Origin of the sequence: Paraburkholderia sp. 31.1, assembly GCF_014397645.1 — a bacterium.
GTDB classification, from domain to species: domain Bacteria; phylum Pseudomonadota; class Gammaproteobacteria; order Burkholderiales; family Burkholderiaceae; genus Paraburkholderia; species Paraburkholderia tuberum.
This window is the reverse complement of the sequence record NZ_VZQN01000001.1, coordinates 110,969-131,296: the sequence shown is the minus strand read 5'-3', so window position 1 is coordinate 131,296 and position 20,328 is coordinate 110,969. Positions and strand designations below refer to the sequence as shown.

Annotated in this window: 21 protein-coding genes and 1 other RNA gene; 9 read left to right on the top strand and 13 right to left on the bottom strand. The window is 65.7% G+C overall.

The genetic code is table 11. From position 1 onward, the window contains the following. Window positions 1-33: 33 nt before the first annotated feature. Window positions 34-447, top strand: an RNA gene (gene rnpB / locus F6X37_RS00620) — RNase P RNA component class A. A gap of 86 nt (window positions 448-533) precedes the next feature. On the opposite strand, the gene F6X37_RS00615 is transcribed toward rnpB, so the two are convergent. Further along, window positions 534-956 carry an OsmC family protein gene (locus F6X37_RS00615; RefSeq protein WP_026226035.1) on the bottom strand — a complete coding sequence of 141 codons (423 nt, stop codon included), beginning with the start codon at window positions 954-956 and terminating at the stop codon, window positions 534-536. A gap of 637 nt (window positions 957-1,593) precedes the next feature. On the opposite strand from F6X37_RS00615, the gene rplM reads away from it, so the two are divergent. The 3 genes from rplM to erpA all read left to right on the top strand — a co-directional run bounded on the left by rplM (window position 1,594) and on the right by erpA (window position 3,026). Further along, on the top strand, window positions 1,594-2,022 hold the full coding sequence (rplM, locus tag F6X37_RS00610; RefSeq protein WP_013090508.1) for a 50S ribosomal protein L13: 429 nt from the start codon (window positions 1,594-1,596) through the stop codon (window positions 2,020-2,022). 11 nt (window positions 2,023-2,033) lie between these two features. Beyond that, the gene (rpsI, locus tag F6X37_RS00605; protein WP_011489810.1) at window positions 2,034-2,426 is read left to right on the top strand and encodes a 30S ribosomal protein S9; all 393 of its coding nucleotides are present in this window, start codon (window positions 2,034-2,036) and stop codon (window positions 2,424-2,426) included. Between the two features lie 234 nt (window positions 2,427-2,660). Next, window positions 2,661-3,026, top strand: coding sequence for an iron-sulfur cluster insertion protein ErpA (erpA, locus tag F6X37_RS00600; protein ID WP_027198818.1), 366 nt, complete (start codon window positions 2,661-2,663; stop codon window positions 3,024-3,026). Between the two features lie 121 nt (window positions 3,027-3,147). Here erpA and F6X37_RS00595 read toward each other — a convergent pair whose 3' ends face one another. Next, window positions 3,148-4,278 (bottom strand): anhydro-N-acetylmuramic acid kinase, encoded by a 1,131-nt coding sequence (locus F6X37_RS00595; RefSeq protein ID WP_187610025.1) that lies wholly within the window; start codon window positions 4,276-4,278, stop codon window positions 3,148-3,150. A gap of 179 nt (window positions 4,279-4,457) precedes the next feature. On the opposite strand from F6X37_RS00595, the gene tyrS reads away from it, so the two are divergent. From tyrS to F6X37_RS00580, 3 genes are all read left to right on the top strand, one after another. Continuing rightward, window positions 4,458-5,708, top strand: coding sequence for a tyrosine--tRNA ligase (gene tyrS, locus F6X37_RS00590; protein WP_187609963.1), 1,251 nt, complete (start codon window positions 4,458-4,460; stop codon window positions 5,706-5,708). Then, the gene (gene dtd / locus F6X37_RS00585) at window positions 5,705-6,163 is read left to right on the top strand and encodes a D-aminoacyl-tRNA deacylase (protein ID WP_184022941.1); all 459 of its coding nucleotides are present in this window, start codon (window positions 5,705-5,707) and stop codon (window positions 6,161-6,163) included. Before tyrS ends, dtd begins: the two co-directional genes overlap by 4 nt. A gap of 102 nt (window positions 6,164-6,265) precedes the next feature. Continuing rightward, window positions 6,266-6,934, top strand: a complete 669-nt coding sequence (locus F6X37_RS00580) for a histidine phosphatase family protein (RefSeq protein ID WP_187609962.1) — start codon at window positions 6,266-6,268, stop codon at window positions 6,932-6,934. A 36-nt stretch (window positions 6,935-6,970) separates the two neighbouring features. On the opposite strand, the gene F6X37_RS00575 is transcribed toward F6X37_RS00580, so the two are convergent. The 4 genes from F6X37_RS00575 to ruvC form a co-directional block, all read right to left on the bottom strand. Next, window positions 6,971-7,948 (bottom strand): oxygenase MpaB family protein, encoded by a 978-nt coding sequence (locus F6X37_RS00575; RefSeq protein WP_187609961.1) that lies wholly within the window; start codon window positions 7,946-7,948, stop codon window positions 6,971-6,973. 23 nt (window positions 7,949-7,971) lie between these two features. Then, a complete protein-coding gene (gene ruvB / locus F6X37_RS00570; protein WP_090801816.1) occupies window positions 7,972-9,033 on the bottom strand; it encodes a Holliday junction branch migration DNA helicase RuvB in 1,062 nt (353 codons plus the stop codon). 30 nt (window positions 9,034-9,063) lie between these two features. After that, window positions 9,064-9,645, bottom strand: coding sequence for a Holliday junction branch migration protein RuvA (ruvA, locus tag F6X37_RS00565; RefSeq protein ID WP_187609960.1), 582 nt, complete (start codon window positions 9,643-9,645; stop codon window positions 9,064-9,066). Window positions 9,646-9,721: 76 nt separating this feature from the next. Further along, on the bottom strand, window positions 9,722-10,264 hold the full coding sequence (ruvC, locus tag F6X37_RS00560; protein ID WP_090801813.1) for a crossover junction endodeoxyribonuclease RuvC: 543 nt from the start codon (window positions 10,262-10,264) through the stop codon (window positions 9,722-9,724). A gap of 131 nt (window positions 10,265-10,395) precedes the next feature. Between ruvC and F6X37_RS00555 the strand changes: the two genes are divergently transcribed. Beyond that, window positions 10,396-10,635, top strand: a complete 240-nt coding sequence (locus F6X37_RS00555; RefSeq protein WP_018421774.1) for a hypothetical protein — start codon at window positions 10,396-10,398, stop codon at window positions 10,633-10,635. A gap of 75 nt (window positions 10,636-10,710) precedes the next feature. On the opposite strand, the gene purH is transcribed toward F6X37_RS00555, so the two are convergent. The 5 genes from purH to F6X37_RS00530 form a co-directional block, all read right to left on the bottom strand. Continuing rightward, window positions 10,711-12,276 (bottom strand): bifunctional phosphoribosylaminoimidazolecarboxamide formyltransferase/IMP cyclohydrolase, encoded by a 1,566-nt coding sequence (gene purH / locus F6X37_RS00550; RefSeq protein ID WP_187609959.1) that lies wholly within the window; start codon window positions 12,274-12,276, stop codon window positions 10,711-10,713. 55 nt (window positions 12,277-12,331) lie between these two features. Further along, window positions 12,332-12,565 (bottom strand): Fis family transcriptional regulator, encoded by a 234-nt coding sequence (locus F6X37_RS00545; RefSeq protein ID WP_008919619.1) that lies wholly within the window; start codon window positions 12,563-12,565, stop codon window positions 12,332-12,334. Continuing rightward, window positions 12,562-13,638 carry a tRNA dihydrouridine synthase DusB gene (gene dusB / locus F6X37_RS00540; RefSeq protein WP_090801809.1) on the bottom strand — a complete coding sequence of 359 codons (1,077 nt, stop codon included), beginning with the start codon at window positions 13,636-13,638 and terminating at the stop codon, window positions 12,562-12,564. The genes F6X37_RS00545 and dusB overlap by 4 nt, the downstream gene beginning before the upstream one ends. Before the next feature lie 188 nt (window positions 13,639-13,826). Beyond that, window positions 13,827-15,098, bottom strand: a complete 1,272-nt coding sequence (locus F6X37_RS00535; RefSeq protein ID WP_187609958.1) for a UbiH/UbiF/VisC/COQ6 family ubiquinone biosynthesis hydroxylase — start codon at window positions 15,096-15,098, stop codon at window positions 13,827-13,829. Window positions 15,099-15,104: 6 nt separating this feature from the next. Beyond that, window positions 15,105-16,523, bottom strand: coding sequence for an aminopeptidase P N-terminal domain-containing protein (locus F6X37_RS00530; protein ID WP_187609957.1), 1,419 nt, complete (start codon window positions 16,521-16,523; stop codon window positions 15,105-15,107). 211 nt (window positions 16,524-16,734) lie between these two features. On the opposite strand from F6X37_RS00530, the gene F6X37_RS00525 reads away from it, so the two are divergent. Continuing rightward, complete coding sequence (locus tag F6X37_RS00525) at window positions 16,735-17,349, top strand: glutathione S-transferase C-terminal domain-containing protein (protein ID WP_018421769.1); 615 nt, start codon at window positions 16,735-16,737, stop codon at window positions 17,347-17,349. Window positions 17,350-17,431: 82 nt separating this feature from the next. On the opposite strand, the gene lnt is transcribed toward F6X37_RS00525, so the two are convergent. Beyond that, window positions 17,432-19,189, bottom strand: coding sequence for an apolipoprotein N-acyltransferase (lnt, locus tag F6X37_RS00520; protein WP_187609956.1), 1,758 nt, complete (start codon window positions 19,187-19,189; stop codon window positions 17,432-17,434). Between the two features lie 118 nt (window positions 19,190-19,307). Beyond that, complete coding sequence (locus F6X37_RS00515; RefSeq protein ID WP_187609955.1) at window positions 19,308-20,213, bottom strand: HlyC/CorC family transporter; 906 nt, start codon at window positions 20,211-20,213, stop codon at window positions 19,308-19,310. Window positions 20,214-20,328: the final 115 nt, after the last annotated feature.

Sequence of the window (20,328 nt, the reverse complement as noted above, 5' to 3'; positions counted from 1 at the left end):
GCTTCCAAGTTCGGTGTTAAAATTCGCGCCAGCAAAGCAGGCCAGGCAGTCGCGGCCTCGACGGCTTCGGCCAACGAGGGCGAGGAAAGTCCGGACTCCACAGGGCAGGGTGATGGCTAACGGCCATCCGTGGCGACACGCGGAACAGGGCAACAGAAAGCAAACCGCCGATGGCCCGGCGCAAGCCGGGATCAGGTAAGGGTGAAACGGTGCGGTAAGAGCGCACCGCGGCTGTCGCAAGGCAGACCGGCACGGTAACCTCCACCCGGAGCAATTCCAAGTAGGCAGGCGCGCATCTTCGCGATGCAGGACGGGGCCCCCGTCTCGTCTGCGGGTAGGAAGCTTGAGCGCGTCAGTAATGGCGCGCCTAGAGGAATGGCTGCCACGCGGGTCGAGTCTTCGGGCGCGGCGCGTGCACAGAATCCGGCTTATCGGCCTGCTTTGCCGCTGAATAAGAAAAGCCGGCGTCCGTTGGGACGCCGGCTTTTTCATTTGGGGCGGGGTGGCGGCCGTGGCCGCCATCGCTTTCGCGCTCAGAGCGCGACGATGTCGAACGAATGCGTGAGTTCGGCGGTCTTCGCGATCATGATCGACGCCGAGCAGTATTTGTCGTGCGAGAGGTTGATCGCGCGCTCGACGGTCGCCGGGTTCAGATTCTTGCCCGTCACCGTGAAGTGGAAGTGGATCTTCGTGAACACCTTCGGATCTTCGCTCGCGCGCTCGGCCTTCAGCGTCACCGAGCAGCCGGCGATCTCCTGGCGGCTCTTCTTCAGGATCATCACGACGTCGTAGGCGGTGCAGCCGCCGGTGCCGAGCAGCACCATTTCCATCGGGCGCGGCGCGAGGTTGCGTCCGCCACCCTCGGGTGCGCCGTCCATCGCGACCAGATGACCGCTGCCCGTCTCGGCCGCGAACGCCATCCCGTCTTGTCCCATCCAGCTTACTTTGCATTCCATGCTGTCACTCCCACCGCGCATTGCTTTGTCGAGACGGCATTGTAGCCCGGTGTCTGACGATTGGCGCACGCTGAGCGCATCCCGCGTCCATGCACGGCGATTGCTTTCTTGTTGCGGTGCGGAATAGGCGGTCGGTTCCAGAATTCCTCGGGCAGTTTAGGGTCCTTACTCTAGGGCATGTCTGATGCGATTCGAATTTTTTGGCCTTTAGTGCTTGATCCAAAAGGAGTTTCGTCAAATGTCCTCCCTGCATCGAATCTGTCACATTATGAAAACCAATTTCACAATGCAAATCTTCTTGCGTTGCACAAGGGTGACTCTTATAATTTACTCCATCGTTGCAGCAGTTCTGCAACCTCCGCTGTCTCCTCCACCTCCTCCTTTGGTGGATTAAACCCGAACCGCTCGTTCGGGTTTTTTTTCGGCCCCGGTTGTCAGGCGTTTCGCCCCGTTTCCTGGCCGCTCGCGGCGAGCGCATCGCACGTTTTGACTTGCCAGCACAAATTCCTTTATAATTCAGGGCTTTTCCGCATCCGCGCCCGCGGAAGAAGAACCAGGGAGAGCCTGCACGCGCCTCGATGCGCACACTACAAGCAGGAAAGAACACATTGGGCGCAGCAATTTTTTTGGATCGATCATGAAGACGTTTTCCGCAAAAGCCCATGAGGTGACGCGCGAATGGTACGTGATTGACGCGACGGATAAGGTTCTCGGGCGTGTCGCCAGCGAAGTGGCACACCGTCTTCGCGGCAAGCACAAGCCTGAATTCACTCCCCACGTCGACACTGGTGATTTCATCATCGTCATCAACGCCGGCAAGCTGAAGGTCACGGGCAACAAGGTTACCGACAAGAAGTACTACCGTCACTCGGGCTACCCGGGCGGTATCTATGAAACGACGTTCGGCAAGATGCAGGAACGCTTCCCGGGCCGTGCGCTCGAGAAAGCGGTCAAGGGCATGCTGCCGAAGGGTCCGCTCGGCTACGCGATGATCAAGAAGCTGAAGGTCTACGCTGACGCAACGCATCCGCATTCGGCACAACAGCCGAAGGCGCTCGAGATCTAAGGGGAGCCCACATGATCGGTAACTGGAATTACGGCACGGGCCGCCGCAAGAGCGCCGTCGCTCGCGTGTTCATCAAGGCAGGCAAGGGCGACATCGTTGTGAACGGCAAGCCCATCGCCGACTACTTCTCGCGCGAAACGTCGCTGATGATCGTGCGTCAACCGCTGGAGCTCACGAACCACGGTGTCACGTTCGACATCAAGGTCAACGTGACCGGCGGCGGTGAAACGGGTCAAGCAGGTGCGGTTCGCCACGGCATCACCCGCGCGCTGATGGACTATGACGCAACGCTGAAGCCGGAACTGTCGAAGGCTGGCTTCGTCACGCGTGACGCTCGTGAAGTCGAACGTAAGAAGGTCGGCTTCCACAAAGCACGTCGCCGCAAGCAGTTCTCGAAGCGTTAATCGTTTCGGGCGTGAACCGGCCCTCGCGCCGGTTTGCAGCAAAAGCCGCCAACGCCACGCGCGAAGGCGGCTTTTTTTATGGTTTGCCGGGGTTCGCGGGCCGGTCTCGTTCGCTCAAGCGGCATCGGCTCGCCTTGCATCGACCTTGCAGCAAGAACCCATTGATTTTGTGGGCTTCAGCACGATATCCGGAACAGCCCTACAATATCGGCTAAAGCTATTTGGAGAGTTCGAATGAACGCAGTCACCGACACCCCCGTGACCGAGATGCCGGCCCCCTTCGTCTTCACCGACGCAGCGGCTGACAAGGTCAAGCAACTGATCGATGAGGAAGGCAACCCGGAGCTCAAGCTGCGCGTGTTCGTGCAGGGCGGCGGCTGCTCGGGCTTCCAATACGGCTTCACGTTTGATGAAGCGATCAACGAAGACGACACCGTGATGAACAAGAGCGGCGTCCAGCTGCTGATCGACTCGATGAGCTACCAGTACCTGGTCGGCGCAGAGATCGACTACAAGGACGACATCAACGGCGCGCAGTTCGTCATCAAAAACCCGAACGCGAGCACGACCTGCGGTTGCGGTTCGTCGTTCTCGGTCTGAGCGGACAGGCTCTTCGTGCCACAGTGAAAACGGCGCCTCGGCGCCGTTTTTTTATTGTTTTCGCGCCGCAGAGGCAACCCGCGACATCAAGAGGCGTGGGTTTGTTCGCATCTGCCTTTTCTCAGCGCGGATAAATAGCCCCCAACACCCGCTCCGCGGATGCCCCGGTCACGCTTGGCAGACTGCCCGGCAGACGCGCGATGCAGCGCATCGCGAGCCACGCGAACGCGAGCGGCTCGACCTGGCTCGGCGGCACGCCGAGCGCGTCGGTCGTCATCACGGGCACGCCGCTTACACCACTGTCTTCGAGCGCCTGCTGCAACGCCTTCATGATCTCCGGATTGCGCGCGCCGCCGCCGCACACGTACACGGCCCGCGCATCGGATGCATGCCGCTCAATCTCGCGCGCGACCGTCACCGCGGTCAGCGCGACGAGCGTCGCCTGTACGTCGGCTGCTGCGAGCGCGGAGAACGGCTCGAGCTTCGCATCGAGCCATGCGGTGTTGAACAGATCGCGGCCGGTGCTCTTGGGCGGCTGCTCTGCGAAGAATGGTTCGTCGAGCAACGCGTTCAGCAGCTTGCGATCGACCTGGCCACTCGCCGCGAAATGACCGTTTTCGTCGAATGGCTTGCCGAGCTGGCGCTCGGCCCATGCGTCGAGCAGCGCGTTCGCCGGGCCGCAGTCGAAGCCGCGCACGCCGCCGGTCGCGTTCAGGATCGTGATGTTGCTGATTCCGCCAAGATTGCAGACGACGCGCGTTTCGTCCTTCGCACCGAAGATCGTCGCGTGAAAAGCGGGCACGAGCGGCGCGCCCTGGCCGCCTGCCGCGACGTCGCGGCTGCGGAAATCGGCGACCACGTCGATATGCAGCATTTCCGCGAGCAGCGCCGGGTTGTTGATCTGTCGCGTATACCCCTTTTCCGGCCGATGCCGCACGGTCTGCCCATGCACGCCGATCGCACGGACGTCATCGGCCGATACGCGGCTGTCGCGCAGCAGATCGTGGCAGCACACCGTGTAGCGCGTCGCGAGCGCGTTGGCGGCGAGCGCCTCGCGCTCGATCTCGTTGTCCCCCGGCTGTTGCAGCGCGAACAGCGCTTCGCGGATGCCGGCCGAAAAGCCGACGAACGCCTCGGCCAGCACCTCGGGCGGCTTCCCTTTGGCAAACCGGACGGCCACGCCGTCCACACCGTCCATGCTGGTTCCCGACATCAGTCCGAAATAGATGCCGTCTGCGGGATCTTGCGCCACGTCGCTGCTCCTGTCGATGTTCATTCCGATTCGTTGTAGCAGATTATCGGCGCAAACGGCGAAGGTGACGCGAGCCGCAACGAATTGGCCCATTGCGGGGCCGTGCGGGGCGCGTGAGTGGGCGCGGCGGCGCGCATCTATGGGACAATCCTGTTTTTTCGCGACTTCACGTTTCCAGCATGAGCACCGAGTCCACCCAGCCCAATCCCGCTTCCGCCTTCCCGATCACCGACGAAGTCCGTCACGCGCTCGCCGTGACCAGGCGCGGCGTCGACGAACTGCTGATCGAAGACGAATTCGCGCAAAAGCTCGCGCGCAGCGCGGCGACGGCCAAGCCGCTGCGCATCAAGCTCGGGCTCGATCCGACTGCACCCGACATCCACATCGGCCACACGGTCGTGCTGAACAAGATGCGCCAGTTGCAGGACCTCGGCCACACGGTGATTTTCCTGATCGGCGACTTCACGTCGCTGATCGGCGACCCGTCCGGGCGCAACGCGACCCGCCCGCCGCTCACGCGCGAGCAGATCGAATCGAACGCGAAGACCTATTTCGAGCAAGCCGCGCTCGTGCTCGATCGCGACAAGACCGAGATTCGCTACAACAGCGAATGGTCGATGCCGCTAGGCGCCGACGGCATGATCAAGCTTGCGTCGCGCTACACGGTCGCACGCATTCTCGAGCGCGAGGACTTCACGAAGCGCTTCCAGGGCGGCGTGCCGATCTCGATCCACGAATTCCTGTACCCGCTGATGCAGGGCTACGACTCGGTCGCGCTGAACGCGGACCTGGAGCTCGGCGGCACGGATCAGAAGTTCAACCTGCTGGTTGGTCGCGAGTTGCAGAAGCAGTACGGCCAGGAGCAGCAGTGCATCCTGACGATGCCGCTGCTCGAAGGGCTCGACGGCGTCGAGAAGATGTCGAAGTCGAAGAACAACTACATCGGCATCAGCGAAAAGCCGACCGACATGTTCGGCAAGCTGATGAGCATCTCCGACACGCTGATGTGGCGGTACTTCGAACTGCTGTCGTTCCGTCCGATGGACGAAATCGCCGGCTTCAAGCGCGAGGCCGACGCGGGCCGTAATCCGCGCGATTTCAAGGTGATGCTCGGCCAGGAAATCGTCGCGCGTTTCCACTCGCAGGCGGACGCCGAACGCGCGCTCGAGGACTTCAACCATCGCGCGAAGGGCGGCGTGCCCGACGACATCCCGGCCGTGACGCTCGCGGGCGCACCGCTCGCGATCGGCCAGTTGCTGAAGCAGGCGAACCTCGTACCGTCGACGAGCGAGGCGCTGCGCAATATCGAGCAAGGCGGCGTGAAGATCGACGGCACCGCGGTGTCCGACAAGGGCCTGAAGGTCGAAGCTGGCGAGTACGTCGTGCAGGTCGGCAAGCGCCGTTTCGCGCGCGTGACGCTGACGGCGTGATCGCGCTGATCCAACGCGTGCGGCGCGCCGAAGTGCGCGTCGCCGATCGCGTGACCGGCGCGATCGACGCGGGCCTGCTCGCGCTCGTCTGCGCGGAGCGCGGCGACACCGAGGCCACGGCCGACAAGCTGCTCGCCAAGGTGCTCGGTTACCGCGTGTTCAGCGACGCGGCCGGCAAGATGAACCTGTCGGTGCAGAATCTCGACGGCGCCGGACGCGCGGGCGGCCTGCTGCTCGTGTCGCAGTTCACGCTCGCGGCCGATACCAACAGCGGCCTGCGCCCGAGCTTCACGCCGGCCGCGCCGCCCGACGAGGGCAAGCGCCTGTTCGACTACTTCGTCGCCGCCGCGCGCGCGAAGCATCCGATCGTCGAGACTGGCGAGTTCGGCGCGGATATGCAGGTGTCGCTCGTCAACGACGGGCCGGTCACGTTCTGGTTGCAGACCAACGCGTAAAAGAACGCAAACGTTCGAGCACGCCGTCGCCGCACGCGGGCCGTGCCGCTGCTTTTTGCGACAATAGTCGCTCGACACAACCGCGAACGGCACCTCTCTCTCATGACGACGCAGATCCTGTTTATCCGGCACGGCGAGACCGACTGGAACCGCATCAAGCGCATTCAAGGCCACATCGACATTCCGCTCGCGACGACCGGCATCACGCAGGCGCGACGTCTCGCGCAGCGCCTCGCCGACGAGGCGAAGCAGGGCGCGCGGCTCGACGCGATCTATTCGAGCGACTTGCAGCGCGCGCAGCAGACCGCGCAGCCGATCGGCGAGGCGCTCGGCCTGCCGCTGCAGCCGCGCGAGAACTTGCGCGAGCGCTCGTACGGCGCGTTCCAGGGCCATGACAGCGACGAGATCGCGCTGCGTTTCCCCGACGAATACGCGCAGTGGCAAACCCGCGATCCTGGCTTCGCGCCGCCCGAGGGCGAGTCGCACCGCGTGTTCTACCACCGCATCGTGCATGCGATCGAGCCGCTCGTCGCCGCGCATCCGGGCGGGCGCATCGCCTGTGTCACGCATGGCGGCGTGCTCGACTGCGTGCGCCGCTTTGCAACCGGCATGCGGCTCGACGCACCGCGCGACTACCCGCTGCTGAACACCAGCCTGAACGTCGTGGATTACGGGGACGGTCGCGCGACGATCGTGTCGTGGGCGGACGTAACGCATCTCGACGCGGGCAGCGCCGACGATGATGGTTTCAGGAAGGGACCGGGGCGCTAAGCAAAGGCGGGCAATGGCCCGAGACGCGTGCCGCAATCAATCCTGCTCCCGCACCGCCGCCGCCGCGCGGCGCCGAGCCCGCTTCGATACCCCATTGACCAGCGCCCAGCGGATCACCGGCGCGACGAACCGCACGCCAGGCCGCGCGAAGGTTCGACGCAGCGCCGCGTGGCGATTCAAGCCGAGCATCGTCTGCGCCCAGTCGGGCAACAGATCGACCCCCGCGTTGAGCATTAGCGTGCCAGCGGGCCGCATCGCGAAGCTCGGTGCCGGCGCGTTCATCAGAATTCTCACGACTTCGCGCGTGCGCTCGCTCGCGACGAGCGCGGGCCGCATCGCGAGCAGGTACGCCTCGATCTCGGCGCGCGAGCGCGGAATATCGACGGCGCCGAGCATTTCCGCGATGCGCGCGGTTTCCGCGAAGTATTGATCCTGCGCCGCGACGGACAGCACCGGATTCACATAGCGCAGGTGCGCGGTCATGAAGCTCGACGCTTCCGCGACGTGCACCCACGTCAGCAGCGCGGGCTCGCTCGCGCGATACGACTGGCCGTCCGGTGCGACGCCGGTCACGTCGAGATGAATGCGCTTCACGCGCTCGATCAGCGCGAGCGCATCGTTCTTGCTGCCGTACGTTGTGCCGGCGATGAACGTCGCCGTGCGACGCAGCCGGCCCAGGATGTCGGTGCGAAAGCTCGAGTGATCCCAAACGCCCGCGAGCGCGAGCGGATGCAGCGCCTGAAGCAGCAGCGCGCTGATGCCGCCGGTCATCATCGACGTGAAGTCGGCGTGGACCTTCCAGCAGACGGAGTCCGGCCCGAACAGACCGGGGTCGCCCGGCGGCGACGAGTAGTCGAGCACCGGTCCGCTGCCGGTCGTCAGATGCGTGACGCCGGCGGCGAGCTTCGAGCGCAGGCGGTGGGTGAGGCGCCGCGTGACATTGCCGGACGGGTCGCCGGCGGGATTGACAGGTGAACGGTTGGAAGGGCCGGGTTGCTGGGTCTGGTCTGACATCCTGGTCGGCCTCGTCGCGTGACTCAGTTCGTGGAATCCCACAGACCCGGCCGCGCGCTCGCCGAATCCGGCGCGGCCAGTCCGAAATGCCGGTACGTGAGCAGCGTGGCGATGCGGCCGCGCGGCGTGCGCTGCAGGAAGCCCTGCTGGATCAGATACGGCTCGAGCACGTCTTCGATCGTGTCGCGCTCCTCGCCGATCGCCGCGGCGAGGTTGTCGACACCGACCGGGCCACCGTCGAACTTGTGCAGGATCGCTTCGAGCAGCTTGCGGTCCATCAGGTCGAAGCCGACCGCGTCGACGTCGAGCATCCTGAGCGCGGCGTCGGCCACCTGCGCGGTGATGTTGCCGTCGGCCTTCACTTCGGCGAAGTCGCGCACGCGCCGCAGCAGGCGGTTCGCGATGCGCGGCGTGCCGCGCGCGCGACGGGCGATTTCGACCGCGCCGTCCGGATGGATCTGCGCGCCGAGCAGCGCGGCCGAACGCGTGACGATGCGCGCGAGCTCCTCGGCGTTATAGAACTCGAGTCGCGCGACGATGCCGAAGCGGTCGCGCAGCGGATTGGTCAGCATACCCGCGCGCGTGGTCGCGCCGACCAGCGTGAACGGCTGCAGATCGAGCTTCACGCTGCGCGCGGCCGGCCCTTCGCCGATCATGATGTCGATCTGATAATCCTCGAGCGCTGGATACAGGATTTCCTCGACGACCGGCGAGAGCCGGTGGATTTCGTCGATGAAAAGAACGTCGTTGGCTTCGAGATTGGTCAGCAGCGCGGCGAGGTCGCCGGCGCGTTCGAGCACCGGCCCCGACGTTTGCCGCAGATTGACGCCCATCTCGCGCGCGATGATGTGCGCGAGCGTGGTCTTGCCGAGGCCCGGCGGCCCGAACAGCAGCACGTGGTCCAGCGATTCGGAACGGCGCTTCGCGGCCTCGATGAAGATTTCGAGCTGGCCGCGCACTTTCTCCTGCCCGACATATTCGTCGAGCTGACGCGGGCGCAGCGCGCGCTCGAACGCTTCTTCGTTCGGCGACACGGGCGTGGCCGCGATGATGCGCTCGGCGGCGAGTTTGTCGGTTTCGATCATGCGGTCATTGTACCGCGCGCGGCTTGGCGCTTAGCCCTTCGACAGCGCCTTCAACGCGAGCTTGATGCCCTCGGACACGCCCGTACCGGCCGGCACGTTCTTGATCGCCGCGAGCGCTTCTTTTTCCGAGTAGCCGAGCGCGAGCAGCGCATTGAGGATGTCGGAGGCGTGGTCGGATGGCGACGCGGCGCCCGCCATCGCGCCGAGGTCGGCGCCGAGCTTGCCCTTCAGTTCGAGCAGCAGCCGCTCGGCGGTCTTCTTGCCGATGCCCGGTACACGCGTGAGGCGCGCGGCGTCCTGCACCGTGACGGTCTGCGCGAGCTCCGCGACGCTCATGCCCGACAGCACCGCGAGCGCCATGCGCGCGCCGATGCCGGAAATCTTCAGCAGCTCGCGGAACGTCGAGCGTTCCTGCGCGGTGCCGAAGCCGTACAGCAGATGCGCGTCCTCGCGAACGATCATCTGCGTGAGCAGCACGATGCGCTCGCCGGTCGACGGCAGGTTGTAGAAAGTGCTCATCGGCACGTCCACTTCATAGCCGACGCCGTTGCAGTCGACGAGCAGATGCGGCGGATTTTTTTCCAGCAGAACGCCGGCAATGCGACCGATCATGGCGGATTAGTTTTCAGAGTCGGATGGGAAAGCGCGAGTGTAGCGCAGCGGATCGGCGGCGCGGGGCATAGTTGCGCTAGCCGACCAGACGCCCGCGCCGCACTCGCAAGCCCTTCTTCGCGAGCGCCGGTGCGATGCCGCCGAGCGTGCTCAGCGTCGAGCCGCCGTGCGCGTGGCAGATGGCCATGCCGAGCGCGTCGGCGGCGTCGGTGCCGGGCACGCCCGCCAGGCTCAGCAGCCGCACGACCATCTGCTGCATTTGCTCCTTGGTCGCGCGGCCATAGCCGACCACCGACTGCTTCAGCTGCAGCGCGGTGTATTCGGCGACCGGCACGCCGCCCGCGACGAGCCCGCAGATCGCGGCGCCGCGCGCCTGGCCGAGCAGCAGCGTCGACTGCGGATTGACGTTGACGAAGACTTTTTCGATGGCCGCCTGATCCGGCGCGTGCTCGCGGATCAGCGTCGAGATGCCCGCGAAGATGGTGCCGAGCCGCGACGGCAGATCGGCGTCGGCGGTGCGGATCACGCCGCTCGCGACGTAGCTCAGTGTGTGGCCGTGTTGTTCGATCACGCCGAAGCCGGTCACGCGCAGGCCGGGGTCGATGCCGAGAATTCTCATGAGGTGCCGCACAAACGATAAAAACCAGGTGCCTGCGATACTACATCGAACGCGGCGCGCGGCGGTCCGCTGGCAGCATGCTTAGCGGAATAAAAGCTGCTAAAGGCTTTGCGCAAGGAGGGCGATCGGGAATGGAGCGCTACCGCAATCTCAGCGGCGACTCGGGTGTCGACGCTTACGAAATCGGCGACGATTTCATCAAGGTGCGTTTTCGGCCGGGCGTCGTGTATTGGTACACAGAGGCGAGTGTCGGCGCCGAACATGTCGCGGTGCTGAAGCGTCTCGCGCGGCGGGGCCGGGGTTTGGGCACGTACATCAGCCAGCATGCGCAGGTGCGGGACGGTTATGCGCGCAAAGAGCCGGACGATTGAACGCGTCGCCGCGAAACAAAAGGCCCGGCGGGACAACCCGCCGGGCCTGTCTTGCGGCTACCGAACTTCAGCCGATCAATGACGGAAGTGACGCACGCCAGTCAGCACCATCGCGATGTTGTGCTCGTCGGCGGCGCTGACCACTTCGTCGTCGCGCACCGAGCCGCCCGGCTGGATCACGCAGGTCGCGCCTGCCGCGACGACCACGTCGAGACCGTCGCGGAACGGGAAGAACGCGTCCGATGCGACCGCCGAACCGGCCAGCCTCAGACCGGCGTTCTGCGCCTTGATGCTCGCGATGCGCGCCGAGTCCACGCGGCTCATCTGACCCGCGCCGACGCCGAGCGTCATACCGTTCGCGCAGAACACGATCGCGTTCGACTTCACGTACTTCGCGACTCGCCATGCGAACAGCAGGTCGTCCATTTCCTTCGGCGTCGGATGACGCTTCGTGACGACGCGCAGTTCGCGCGGCTGCACGTTCTTCGAGTCGAGCGACTGCACGAGCAGACCGCCGCCGACGCGCTTCAGATCGAACGTGTTATGGCCTTCGCCCAGCGTGATTTCGAGCAGACGCACGTTCTGCTTCGCCGCGAACACCTGACGCGCTTCGGCGCTGAACGACGGCGCGATCAGCACTTCGACGAACTGCTTCGCCACCGCTTGCGCGCTCGCTTCGTCGACTTCACGGTTGAACGCGATGATGCCGCCGAACGCCGAGGTCGGATCGGTCTGGAATGCTTTCGAATACGCTTCGTGAGCGTCCGCGCCGAGCGCGACGCCGCATGGATTCGCGTGTTTGACGATCACGCAGGCCGGCACGTCGAAGGTCTTCACGCATTCCCACGCCGCGTCGGAGTCGGCGATGTTGTTGTACGACAGTTCCTTGCCCTGCAACTGGTTGTAATTCGCGAGCGCGCCGGCCGGCACCGCCAGGTCGCGGTAGAACGCCGCGCTCTGATGCGGGTTTTCGCCGTAGCGCAGGTCCTGCACCTTGTCGAACGCCATGTTGAAGGTGGCCGGGTACTCGTTGCGCGACGAATGCCGCAACTCGTCGGTCAGGCTCGTCAGGTAGTTCGTGATCGCGCCGTCGTATTGCGCGGTGTGCGCGTACACCTTGGTCGCGAGGCGGAAGTTCGTCTTGTACGACACCGTGTTGCCGTGCGAGCGCATTTCGTCGAGCACGACCGCGTAGTCGGCCGGATCGACCACCACCGTCACGTCGCGGTGATTCTTCGCGGCCGAGCGCAGCATCGTCGGGCCGCCGATGTCGATGTTCTCGATCGCGTCCTCGAGCGAGCATTCTTCCTTCGACACGGTCTGCACGAACGGGTACAGGTTCACGACCAGCAGGTCGATGGTCGGAATGTCGTGCTTCTCGAGCGCGGCCATGTGCTCGGGCAGGTCGCGGCGCGCGAGGATGCCGCCGTGCACCTTCGGATGCAATGTTTTCACGCGCCCGTCGAGCATTTCCGGGAAGCCCGTGTAGTCGGCGACTTCGGTGACGGACAGGCCCGCGTCCGCGAGCAGTTTCGCGGTGCCGCCGGTCGACAGGATCTTGATGCCGAGGTCCGACAGCGATTTGGCGAAGTCGACGATGCCGGACTTGTCGGAAACGGAGATGAGCGCTTGCTTGATCATGATGAAGACGAAAAGCCGAAGGGAAACGTGGCAGGGCGCGAGAAACTACGACGCGCTACAGCAAACCGTGTTGTTGCAGCTTCTTGCGCAGCGTATTGCGGTTGATGCCGAGATACTCGGCGGCCAGCGACTGGTTGCCGCCGGCCTGCTCGAGCACCACTTCGAGCAAGGGTTTTTCCACGCATGAAATGACCATGTCGTAGACGTCGTGCGGATTGGAGCCGTCGAGATCCTGGAAATACACGTCCAGGCTGTCGCGGACAGATTGTTCGATGTTGTTCTTGCTCATGCTGCCAGTCGGTCGGAGTTGTCCTCGCTCTCGCTGTCGAGCCCGGGGTTGCCGGGCGCTTCGTCGACGTAGACGAGGCGGTCTGAGATCGCCTTTTGCGCGTCAAAGAACTCGTTGACGGCGAGGAGTTGTTCGCGCGTGGTGTCCAGCGTATTCATGCGATGCCGGAACAGGTTGGCGCCAGAAAGGCCGCGAGTGTACCAGCCGATGTGCTTGCGCGCAGTGCGGACACCGGTAAATTCTCCGTAAAAAGCGTAGTGATCTTCGAGATGTTCGTTCATCACCTGCTGGATTTCGTCGATGCGCGGCGGCGGCAGCAACTCGCCCGTTTGCAGGAAATGCTCGATCTCGCGGAACAGCCACGGACGTCCCTGCGCGGCGCGCCCGATCATGATCGCGTCCGCGCCGGTCGCGGCGAGCACCTCGCGCGCCTTTTGCGGCGACGTGATGTCGCCGTTCGCGACGACCGGAATGCGCACCGCCGCCTTTACCGCGGCGATGGTTTCGTACTCGGCGTCGCCGTGGTACAGGTCCGCGCGCGTGCGGCCGTGCACGGTCAGCATCGAAATGCCCGCTGCTTGCGCGAGACGCGCGACGTTCAGCGCGTTTTTGTTCTCGCGATTCCAGCCGGTGCGGATTTTCAGCGTGACGGGCACCGCGTCGGGCCCGACGCCGACCGCGTTCACGACGGCCTCGACGATGCGCTGCACGAGCGGTTCGTTTTGCAGCAGCGCCGAGCCGGCCGCGACGTTGCAGACCTTCTTGGCGGGGCAGCCCATGTTGATGTCGATGATCTGCGCGCCGTTCGCGACGTTGTAGCGGGCGGCTTCGGCCATCATCTCCGGGTCCGCGCCGGCGATCTGCACCGCGATCGGCTCGACCTCGCCTTCGTGGTTCGCGCGGCGCATGGTCTTTTCGCTCTTCCACAGCTGCGCGTTCGACGCGACCATTTCCGACACCGCATAGCCCGCGCCGAGCCGTTTGCACAGCTGGCGGAACGGTCGGTCGGTCACGCCGGCCATCGGGGCGACGAACAGGTTGTTACGCAGATTGTGGGGGCCGAGAGGGGGCATGGCGTGAGCGCGCGCCGACGACGGGCCAGGATTTGACAATCGTGACAGCCGGCGCAGCGCGAAATGCGAGGGAAAACCGCTATTTTAGCGTTAACGGGTTGCCGGGACTCGCGAACCGAGTCTCGTAACCCGTTAAATCTTCTATGAAAGTCGCCCGGCTCATAGAACCGCGCAGCGATTTCTCGCGCTTAACGGCGCTGGCCGAACATCATCTGCCGGGCGAGCGCGGTTTTGACCGGCGGCACGAATTCGAGTGCGGTCAGGGCGAGGCCGCGCAGTACCGCGAGCGGCGCGAAGTCGACGGTAAAGAGGCGCGCGAGCGTGTCGGTCGAGCCGATCGTCAGGCGCCGGTCGAGCGCGCGGCGTTGCGCGAAGGTGGCGAGCGCGAGCGGGGTCGGGCCTTCGGCCGACAGCGCGTCGACGAGCGCGTGCGCATCGCGCAAGCCCAGATTGAGGCCCTGGCCGGCTACCGGATGCAACGTCTGCGCCGCATTGCCGATCGCGACGATGTGGCCGTTCACCAGCGTGTCGACCGTGTTGAGACCGAGCGGGAACGACGCGCGACCCTTGAGGTGCGTAAAGCGGCCCATGCGGTTGCCGAACGCGGCGTCGAGCTCGCGCAGGAACGCTTCGTCGGAAAGCTGCGCGCGGCGCGCGGCTTCGTCGGGCGCGCAGCACCAGACGAGCGCGTAGTCGGCACCACGCACGCCACCCATCGGCAGTAGCGCGATCGGACCTTGCGACGTGAAGCGCTCCCATGCGACGTGCGGCTGCGGCGCGGACACGGTGACCGTGCCGACCAGCGCGGTCTGGCCGTAGTCGCGCGAGCCGGCGCTGTTTTTACCGATGTCGCGTGCGCCGGCGGATTCGTCCGTGGCGCGGCTCGGATTTTTCGCGTGCTTCTGGTCGCCGAACAGGCCGCCCTCGGCGTTGACCAGAATCCGCGTGCGCAACTGGCGCGCGACGCCCGCGGTTTCGATCGGCAGCGTGACGCCGTCGAGCTCCTGAACCGGCGCGCCGGCCGAGGTCGAGCGGAACCAGTGGACCGGCGTCGCATGCACGGCGTCGGCGAGGCCATGCACGATCGAGCCATAGCGCAGCACGTAGCCGAGCGCGGGCAGGCCGTGCTCGCGATGATCGATCAGCGTGCGGCCGAAATGACCGCGTTGCGACACGTGGATGCGCTCGATCGCGGTGGCGTCGGCGGGCCAGCGCAGCGGCTCGAGGATCATCCGGCTGCCGTGCGAGACCGCGATCGCGCGCGGATCGGCGATCGAGTCTTCCGGCTCGCGCGCGTCGACGAGCGCGATCTTCAGCTCGCGCGTCACGCTGCGGCGCGCGAGCCAGCCGGCGAGCGCGAGGCCGACCGGCCCGGCGCCGACGATCGTCACGTCGAAATCGAACCCCTGCTGGCGGGAGGCGGGCCTCAGGATCACCGCCGAGGGAGATGCTTCGTTCATCGCGGATTAGGTCCTCTGTTGATGCGACGCTTGATGGAGGGCTCGTGCTTCCTGCATCAGCGCCTCGATCTCGTCGGCGGCGACCGGCACGTTGCGCGTGATCAGCTCACAGCCGCTCGGCGTCACGATCGCGTCGTCCTCGATGCGGATGCCGATGTTCCAGTAGCGTTCGGGCACACCCTCGGCCGGGCGGACGTACAAGCCCGGCTCGATCGTCAGCGTCATCGACGCGCGCAGCGTGCGCCACGGCAGCACGCCCGCTTCGTCGCGCGGCGCGCCGCGCTCGCGGTAGTCGCCGCAGTCGTGCACGTCCATGCCGAGCCAGTGGCCGGTGCGGTGCATGTAGAACGGCACGTAGGCGCGCTCGGCGATCACGTCGTCGACCGAGGCGAACTTCGCGCGCGGCACGATGCCGGTGTCGAGCAGCCCCTGCGACAGCACGCGCAGCGCGGCCTGATGCGGAGCGTCGAAGCTCGCACCGGCGCGCGTCGCGTCGACGGCGGCCTGCTGCGCTGCCAGCACGATGTCGTACAGCTCGCGCTGCGCCGGCGTGAAACGCCCGCTCGCCGGAAACGTGCGCGTGATGTCGGACGCGTAGCCGTCGAGTTCGCAGGCCGCGTCGATCAGGATCAGGTCGCCGTCGCGCGCGATCGCGTTGCCGGCCGGGTAGTGCAGCACGCACGCGTTCGCGCCAGCCGCGACGATCGACGTATAGGCCGGCGCCTGCGCGCCAAACTTGCGGAACGTGTAGAGCAGTTCGGCCTCGAGTTCGTACTCGCGGATACCGGGCCGGCACAGCGCCATCGCGCGACGATGCGCGGCCGCTGAAATCTGTCCGGCGCGGCGCATGATCGCGAGTTCGTGGTCGTCCTTGACGAGCCGCATCTCGTCGAGCAACGGCAGCAGGTCGCGCGCGGCCGTGGGCGCGACGGTGCCGCCGCGGCTTTGCGCGCGCACCGCGTCGAGCCAGCCGCGCACCTGCTCGTCGAAATGCGCCGAGGTGCCGAACGCGTAGTGCAGCGCCGGCTTGTCGGCGATGATGCGCGGCAGCTGCGTGTCGAGTTCGCCGATCGGGAACGCGGCGTCGAGCCCGAATGCTTCGCGCGCGCCGTCGGGGCCGAAGCGGAAGCCTTCCCATGTCTCGCGCTCGACGCTTTTCTCGCGGCAGAACAGCATCGACGCGGGCGCGCCGGGCGCGGCGCTGGCATCGAGCACCAGCAGCGCTTCGGGCTCGGTGAAGCCGGTCAGATAATAGAAGTAGCTGTCGTGGCGGTACGGGTAGTCAGTGTCGCGGTTGCGCAGCGCTTCCGGCGCGGTCGGGACGATGGCGACGCCGCCGCCCGCGGCGCGCAGCGCGGCGAGAACGCGCTCGCGGCGCGTGCGGTAGACGTCGATGGCGATGGTGGGTTCGGTCGGCTGGTTCATCGTGCGATTGTAGCGCCGCGATTCTCCTGGCCCCATTCTCCGCGCAGGACATTGACTCGCTTTGTGCGGCTCCGGACGGCGCGGCGGTCGCCGTCGTGTTGCAATCTGTCCACAGCGGCTCGGCGGGCGGTTCGCGAAGATGGCGCCAGCACGCTCGCGGAAGCCTTGGACCACTTATACTTTCGCCGGATTCAGAAAAAGGCAGAAGGTCATGATGAAACTCATCGGTTCGTTCGGCAGCCCGTTCGTGCGCAAAGCACGCATCGTGCTCGCCGATAAGAAGATCGACTACGAACTGGTGCCCGAGAACGTCTGGGCGCCGGATACCCGGATTCACACCTTCAATCCGCTCGGCAAGGTGCCGTGCCTCGTGATGGAAGACGGCGAGGCCGTGTTCGATTCACGCGTGATCTGCGAGTACGTCGATACGCTGTCGCCGGTCGGCAAGCTGATTCCGCCGTCGGGGCGCGAGCGCGTCGCAGTGCGCTGCTGGGAAGCGCTCGCCGACGGCATGCTCGACGCGGCCGTGCTGATCCGTCTCGAAGGCACGCAGCGCGCGCCCGAGCAGCGCGTGGACGCGTGGCTCGCGCGGCAGCAGCGCAAGATCGACGAAGCGCTGATCGCGATGTCGCAAGGGCTCGGCAGCAAGCCGTGGTGTGCGAGCAATCACTACACGCTGGCCGACATCGCGGTGGGCTGCGCGCTCGGCTATCTGGACTTCCGTATGCCGGAACTGAACTGGCGCGAATCGCATCCGAACCTGGACAAGCACTTCCAGAAGCTGTCGCTGCGGCAGTCGTTCATCGATACGGTGCCGAAGGATTGACGAAGCTCGAACGAGCATGAAAAAAATGCGCCTGCATGTCAGGCGCATTTTTTTTGCGGGTGTCGTGCCTTTGGCGTCGGCGTTACCGCTTGCCGTTGCGTCGCCGCGCGAGCCCCGGTCCGAACGCGAAACCGAACGCGAGCAGCAGCGCCGACACCGCGAGCACCGTGTTGTTGCCGCTCGTCACGTAAGGCGTGTAGCCTGAGGTGCCCTGCACGCGCACGTCGAGCGAACCGACCGTGTAGGGCGTCAGGCGCCCGATCACGCGGCCGTTCGCGTCGATCGCGGCGGTGATGCCGGTGTTGGTTGCGCGCAGCATCGGCCGGCCGGTTTCGAGCGAGCGCATGCGCGCGATCTGCAGATGCTGGTCGAGCGCGATCGTGTCGCCGAACCACGCGAGATTGGTCGAGTTGATCAGCACGCCGGCGGGCGTCGCATTCTCGCGCAGCGTGCGCGCGATCTCCTCGCCGAAGATGTCCTCGTAGCAGATGTTCACCGCGACCGGCTGGTTATGCACCATGAACGGCTTTTGTACCGGCGGGCCGCGGAAGAAATCGCCGAGCGGAATGTTCATCAGGTTCACGAACCAGCGGAAGCCCCACGGCACGAATTCGCCGAACGGTACCAGATGGTGCTTGTCGTAGCGATAAATCTCGTGCGAGCCGGGCGTGACGCCGAACAGGCTGTTGGTGTAGTCGACCACCCGGCCGTCCGGCGTGATCGTGCCGCCGATCGCGCCGAACAGCAGCGCGCTGCCGGTCGAATCCGTGAACTGGCGGATCGCGGCCGCGAAGTTCGGCGGAAGCTGCTGCGCGAGCACGGGGATCGCGGTTTCCGGCGTGACGATCAGATCGGCCGGCTTCGACGTGATCATCTGCTGATACTCGTCGACCGCCGCGCGCAAGCCGGCTTCCTCGAACTTCATCTCCTGCTTCACGTTGCCTTGCAGCAGCCGCACCGACAGCGCCGCGTTGGCGGGCGTGGTCCACTGCACGAGCGGCAGCAGCAGGCCGATCACGAGCAGCGCGAGCGCGACGCCAGCAGGCACGACGATGGGGGCGATGCGCGTGCCGCGGCCCCGCGCGGCGCGACCGCCGGCGTCATCAGCGGCGCTGGCGTTCGGCTCGAGCGATTCATTCGCCCGCCCGGAGCGCCACGACGGCGGCAGCGCCAGCAACGCCTGCACGATCAACGCGGCCGTCAGCGCAACCATCCAACCGACGCCATATACGCCGACCACCGGCGCAAACCCCGCCAACGGGCCGTCGACCTGCGCATAACCGCTGGCGAGCCACGGAAAGCCGGTGAACACCGTGCCGCGCAGCCATTCGCCGATCGCCCACGCGCTCGCAAAGGCGAGCGCGCCGTGCCAGGTCGGCGAGAATGGCGCGCGCTCGTCGGCCGCGCCGTTGCGCGCATGGCCCGCGCAGAACGACCACACCCCCGCGGCGAGCGCCGGATAGACCGCGAGATACAGGCAGAACAGCACGAGCGCCGTGCCGGCGAGCGGTGCCGGCATGCCGCCGTAGTAGTGCATGCTCACATACAGCCACCAGACCCCGCTCACGAAGTTGCCGAAGCCGAACGCGCCGCCCGTCAGCGCGGCGCTTTTCCAGCCGGTGCTGCGCGTGAGCCACGCGAAGAACAACACGAAGATCGCGAGTTGCAGCCAGCCGCCATGCGGCGTCGGCGCGAACGACAGCGTATTGGCCGCGCCAGCGGCCAGTGCGACGAGGTAGTGCCAGCGCGGCAGCGCGCGGCTGCGCGTGCCGTCTTCGGTGGAAGCGGGGGCGGGGGCGCTCACGCCGCGGTGCGAACGGGAAGTGATCGGGTCGGCCATTGTTGCGCGGTCGGCGTCGGTAGTTGAAAGGGCAACTCAGTAGGCAAACGAGTTGGCAAATGCGCCGGCAACGAAAGCGCGCGGGCGCTCAGGCCGTGCATCGGCCCGAGCCGCCGGCTCAGGTCTGCGCGTGCTGTGACTCGCGCTCGCGCTCGCCCGCGAGCGGGTCGCGGCGCACCAGCAGCATGTGGATCTGGCGGGCGTCGCCGCGCAGGATCTCGAAGATCAGGTCGTCGAGGCGGACTTTCTCGCCCCGATGCGGCACCCGGCCGAAGTGATGCGTGACCAGCCCGCCGATCGTGTCGACTTCGTCGTCCGAATAATGCGTGCCGAAGGTGTCGTTGAACTGCTCGATCTCGGTCAGCGCGCGCACGCGGAAGCGTCCGTCCGGCGAAGCGATGATGTTGCCGCTCTCCTCGTCGAAATCGTATTCGTCCTCGATGTCGCCGACGATCTGCTCCAGTACGTCTTCGATCGTGATCAGGCCCGCGACGCCGCCGTACTCGTCGACGACCACCGCGAGGTGGTTGCGGTTCACGCGAAAGTCGTGCAGCAGCACGTTCAGCCGCTTCGACTCGGGGATGAACACGGCAGGGCGCAGCATGCCGCGCACGTCGAACTCTTCTTCGGCGTAGTAGCGCAGCAGATCTTTCGCGAGCAGCACGCCGATGATGTTGTCGCGATTGCCCTCGTAGACCGGATAGCGCGAATGCGCCTTGTCCAGCACGTAGGGGATGAATTCAGCGGGATTGTCCGCGATGTTGATCGCGTCCATTTGCGCGCGCGGCACCATGATGTCGCGTGCGCTCAGTTCCGACACCTGGAACACGCCTTCGATCATCGACAGCGAGTCGGCGTCGATCAGGTTGCGTTCGTGCGCGTCCTGCAGAATTTCCAGAAGTTCGGCGCGCGAGTCGGGCTCGGGCGAGATGAAGTCGGTCAGGCGCTCGAGCAGCGAGCGCTTTTCCTGCGGTTTGTCGAGTTGACGTCCGGTATGGCGTCGACTGGGATACGTGTCGTTCATGGTAGTGCGCCCGGCGAGACTGGGCGCGCTGTTGCAGAGCGTTAAGGATACACCAGGCGCATGGCGGAACCGTGTCCCGCCGGGCCCGGCGATGAGCGAAGCCAGGGTGAAACGG

Excerpts from the sequence above, each read along its gene's own strand:
- F6X37_RS00615 (WP_026226035.1), bottom strand. The coding sequence starts at position 956 with ATGGAATGCAAAGTAAGCTGGATGGGACAAGACGGGATGGCGTTCGCG.
- rplM (WP_013090508.1), top strand. The coding sequence starts at position 1,594 with ATGAAGACGTTTTCCGCAAAAGCCCATGAGGTGACGCGCGAATGGTAC.
- rpsI (WP_011489810.1), top strand. The coding sequence starts at position 2,034 with ATGATCGGTAACTGGAATTACGGCACGGGCCGCCGCAAGAGCGCCGTC.
- erpA (WP_027198818.1), top strand. The coding sequence starts at position 2,661 with ATGAACGCAGTCACCGACACCCCCGTGACCGAGATGCCGGCCCCCTTC.
- tyrS (WP_187609963.1), top strand. The coding sequence starts at position 4,458 with ATGAGCACCGAGTCCACCCAGCCCAATCCCGCTTCCGCCTTCCCGATC.
- F6X37_RS00580 (WP_187609962.1), top strand. The coding sequence starts at position 6,266 with ATGACGACGCAGATCCTGTTTATCCGGCACGGCGAGACCGACTGGAAC.
- F6X37_RS00575 (WP_187609961.1), bottom strand. The coding sequence starts at position 7,948 with ATGTCAGACCAGACCCAGCAACCCGGCCCTTCCAACCGTTCACCTGTC.
- ruvB (WP_090801816.1), bottom strand. The coding sequence starts at position 9,033 with ATGATCGAAACCGACAAACTCGCCGCCGAGCGCATCATCGCGGCCACG.
- ruvA (WP_187609960.1), bottom strand. The coding sequence starts at position 9,645 with ATGATCGGTCGCATTGCCGGCGTTCTGCTGGAAAAAAATCCGCCGCAT.
- ruvC (WP_090801813.1), bottom strand. The coding sequence starts at position 10,264 with ATGAGAATTCTCGGCATCGACCCCGGCCTGCGCGTGACCGGCTTCGGC.
- F6X37_RS00555 (WP_018421774.1), top strand. The coding sequence starts at position 10,396 with ATGGAGCGCTACCGCAATCTCAGCGGCGACTCGGGTGTCGACGCTTAC.
- purH (WP_187609959.1), bottom strand. The coding sequence starts at position 12,276 with ATGATCAAGCAAGCGCTCATCTCCGTTTCCGACAAGTCCGGCATCGTC.
- F6X37_RS00545 (WP_008919619.1), bottom strand. The coding sequence starts at position 12,565 with ATGAGCAAGAACAACATCGAACAATCTGTCCGCGACAGCCTGGACGTG.
- dusB (WP_090801809.1), bottom strand. The coding sequence starts at position 13,638 with ATGCCCCCTCTCGGCCCCCACAATCTGCGTAACAACCTGTTCGTCGCC.
- F6X37_RS00535 (WP_187609958.1), bottom strand. The coding sequence starts at position 15,098 with ATGAACGAAGCATCTCCCTCGGCGGTGATCCTGAGGCCCGCCTCCCGC.
- F6X37_RS00530 (WP_187609957.1), bottom strand. The coding sequence starts at position 16,523 with ATGAACCAGCCGACCGAACCCACCATCGCCATCGACGTCTACCGCACG.
- F6X37_RS00525 (WP_018421769.1), top strand. The coding sequence starts at position 16,735 with ATGATGAAACTCATCGGTTCGTTCGGCAGCCCGTTCGTGCGCAAAGCA.
- lnt (WP_187609956.1), bottom strand. The coding sequence starts at position 19,189 with ATGGCCGACCCGATCACTTCCCGTTCGCACCGCGGCGTGAGCGCCCCC.
- F6X37_RS00515 (WP_187609955.1), bottom strand. The coding sequence starts at position 20,213 with ATGAACGACACGTATCCCAGTCGACGCCATACCGGACGTCAACTCGAC.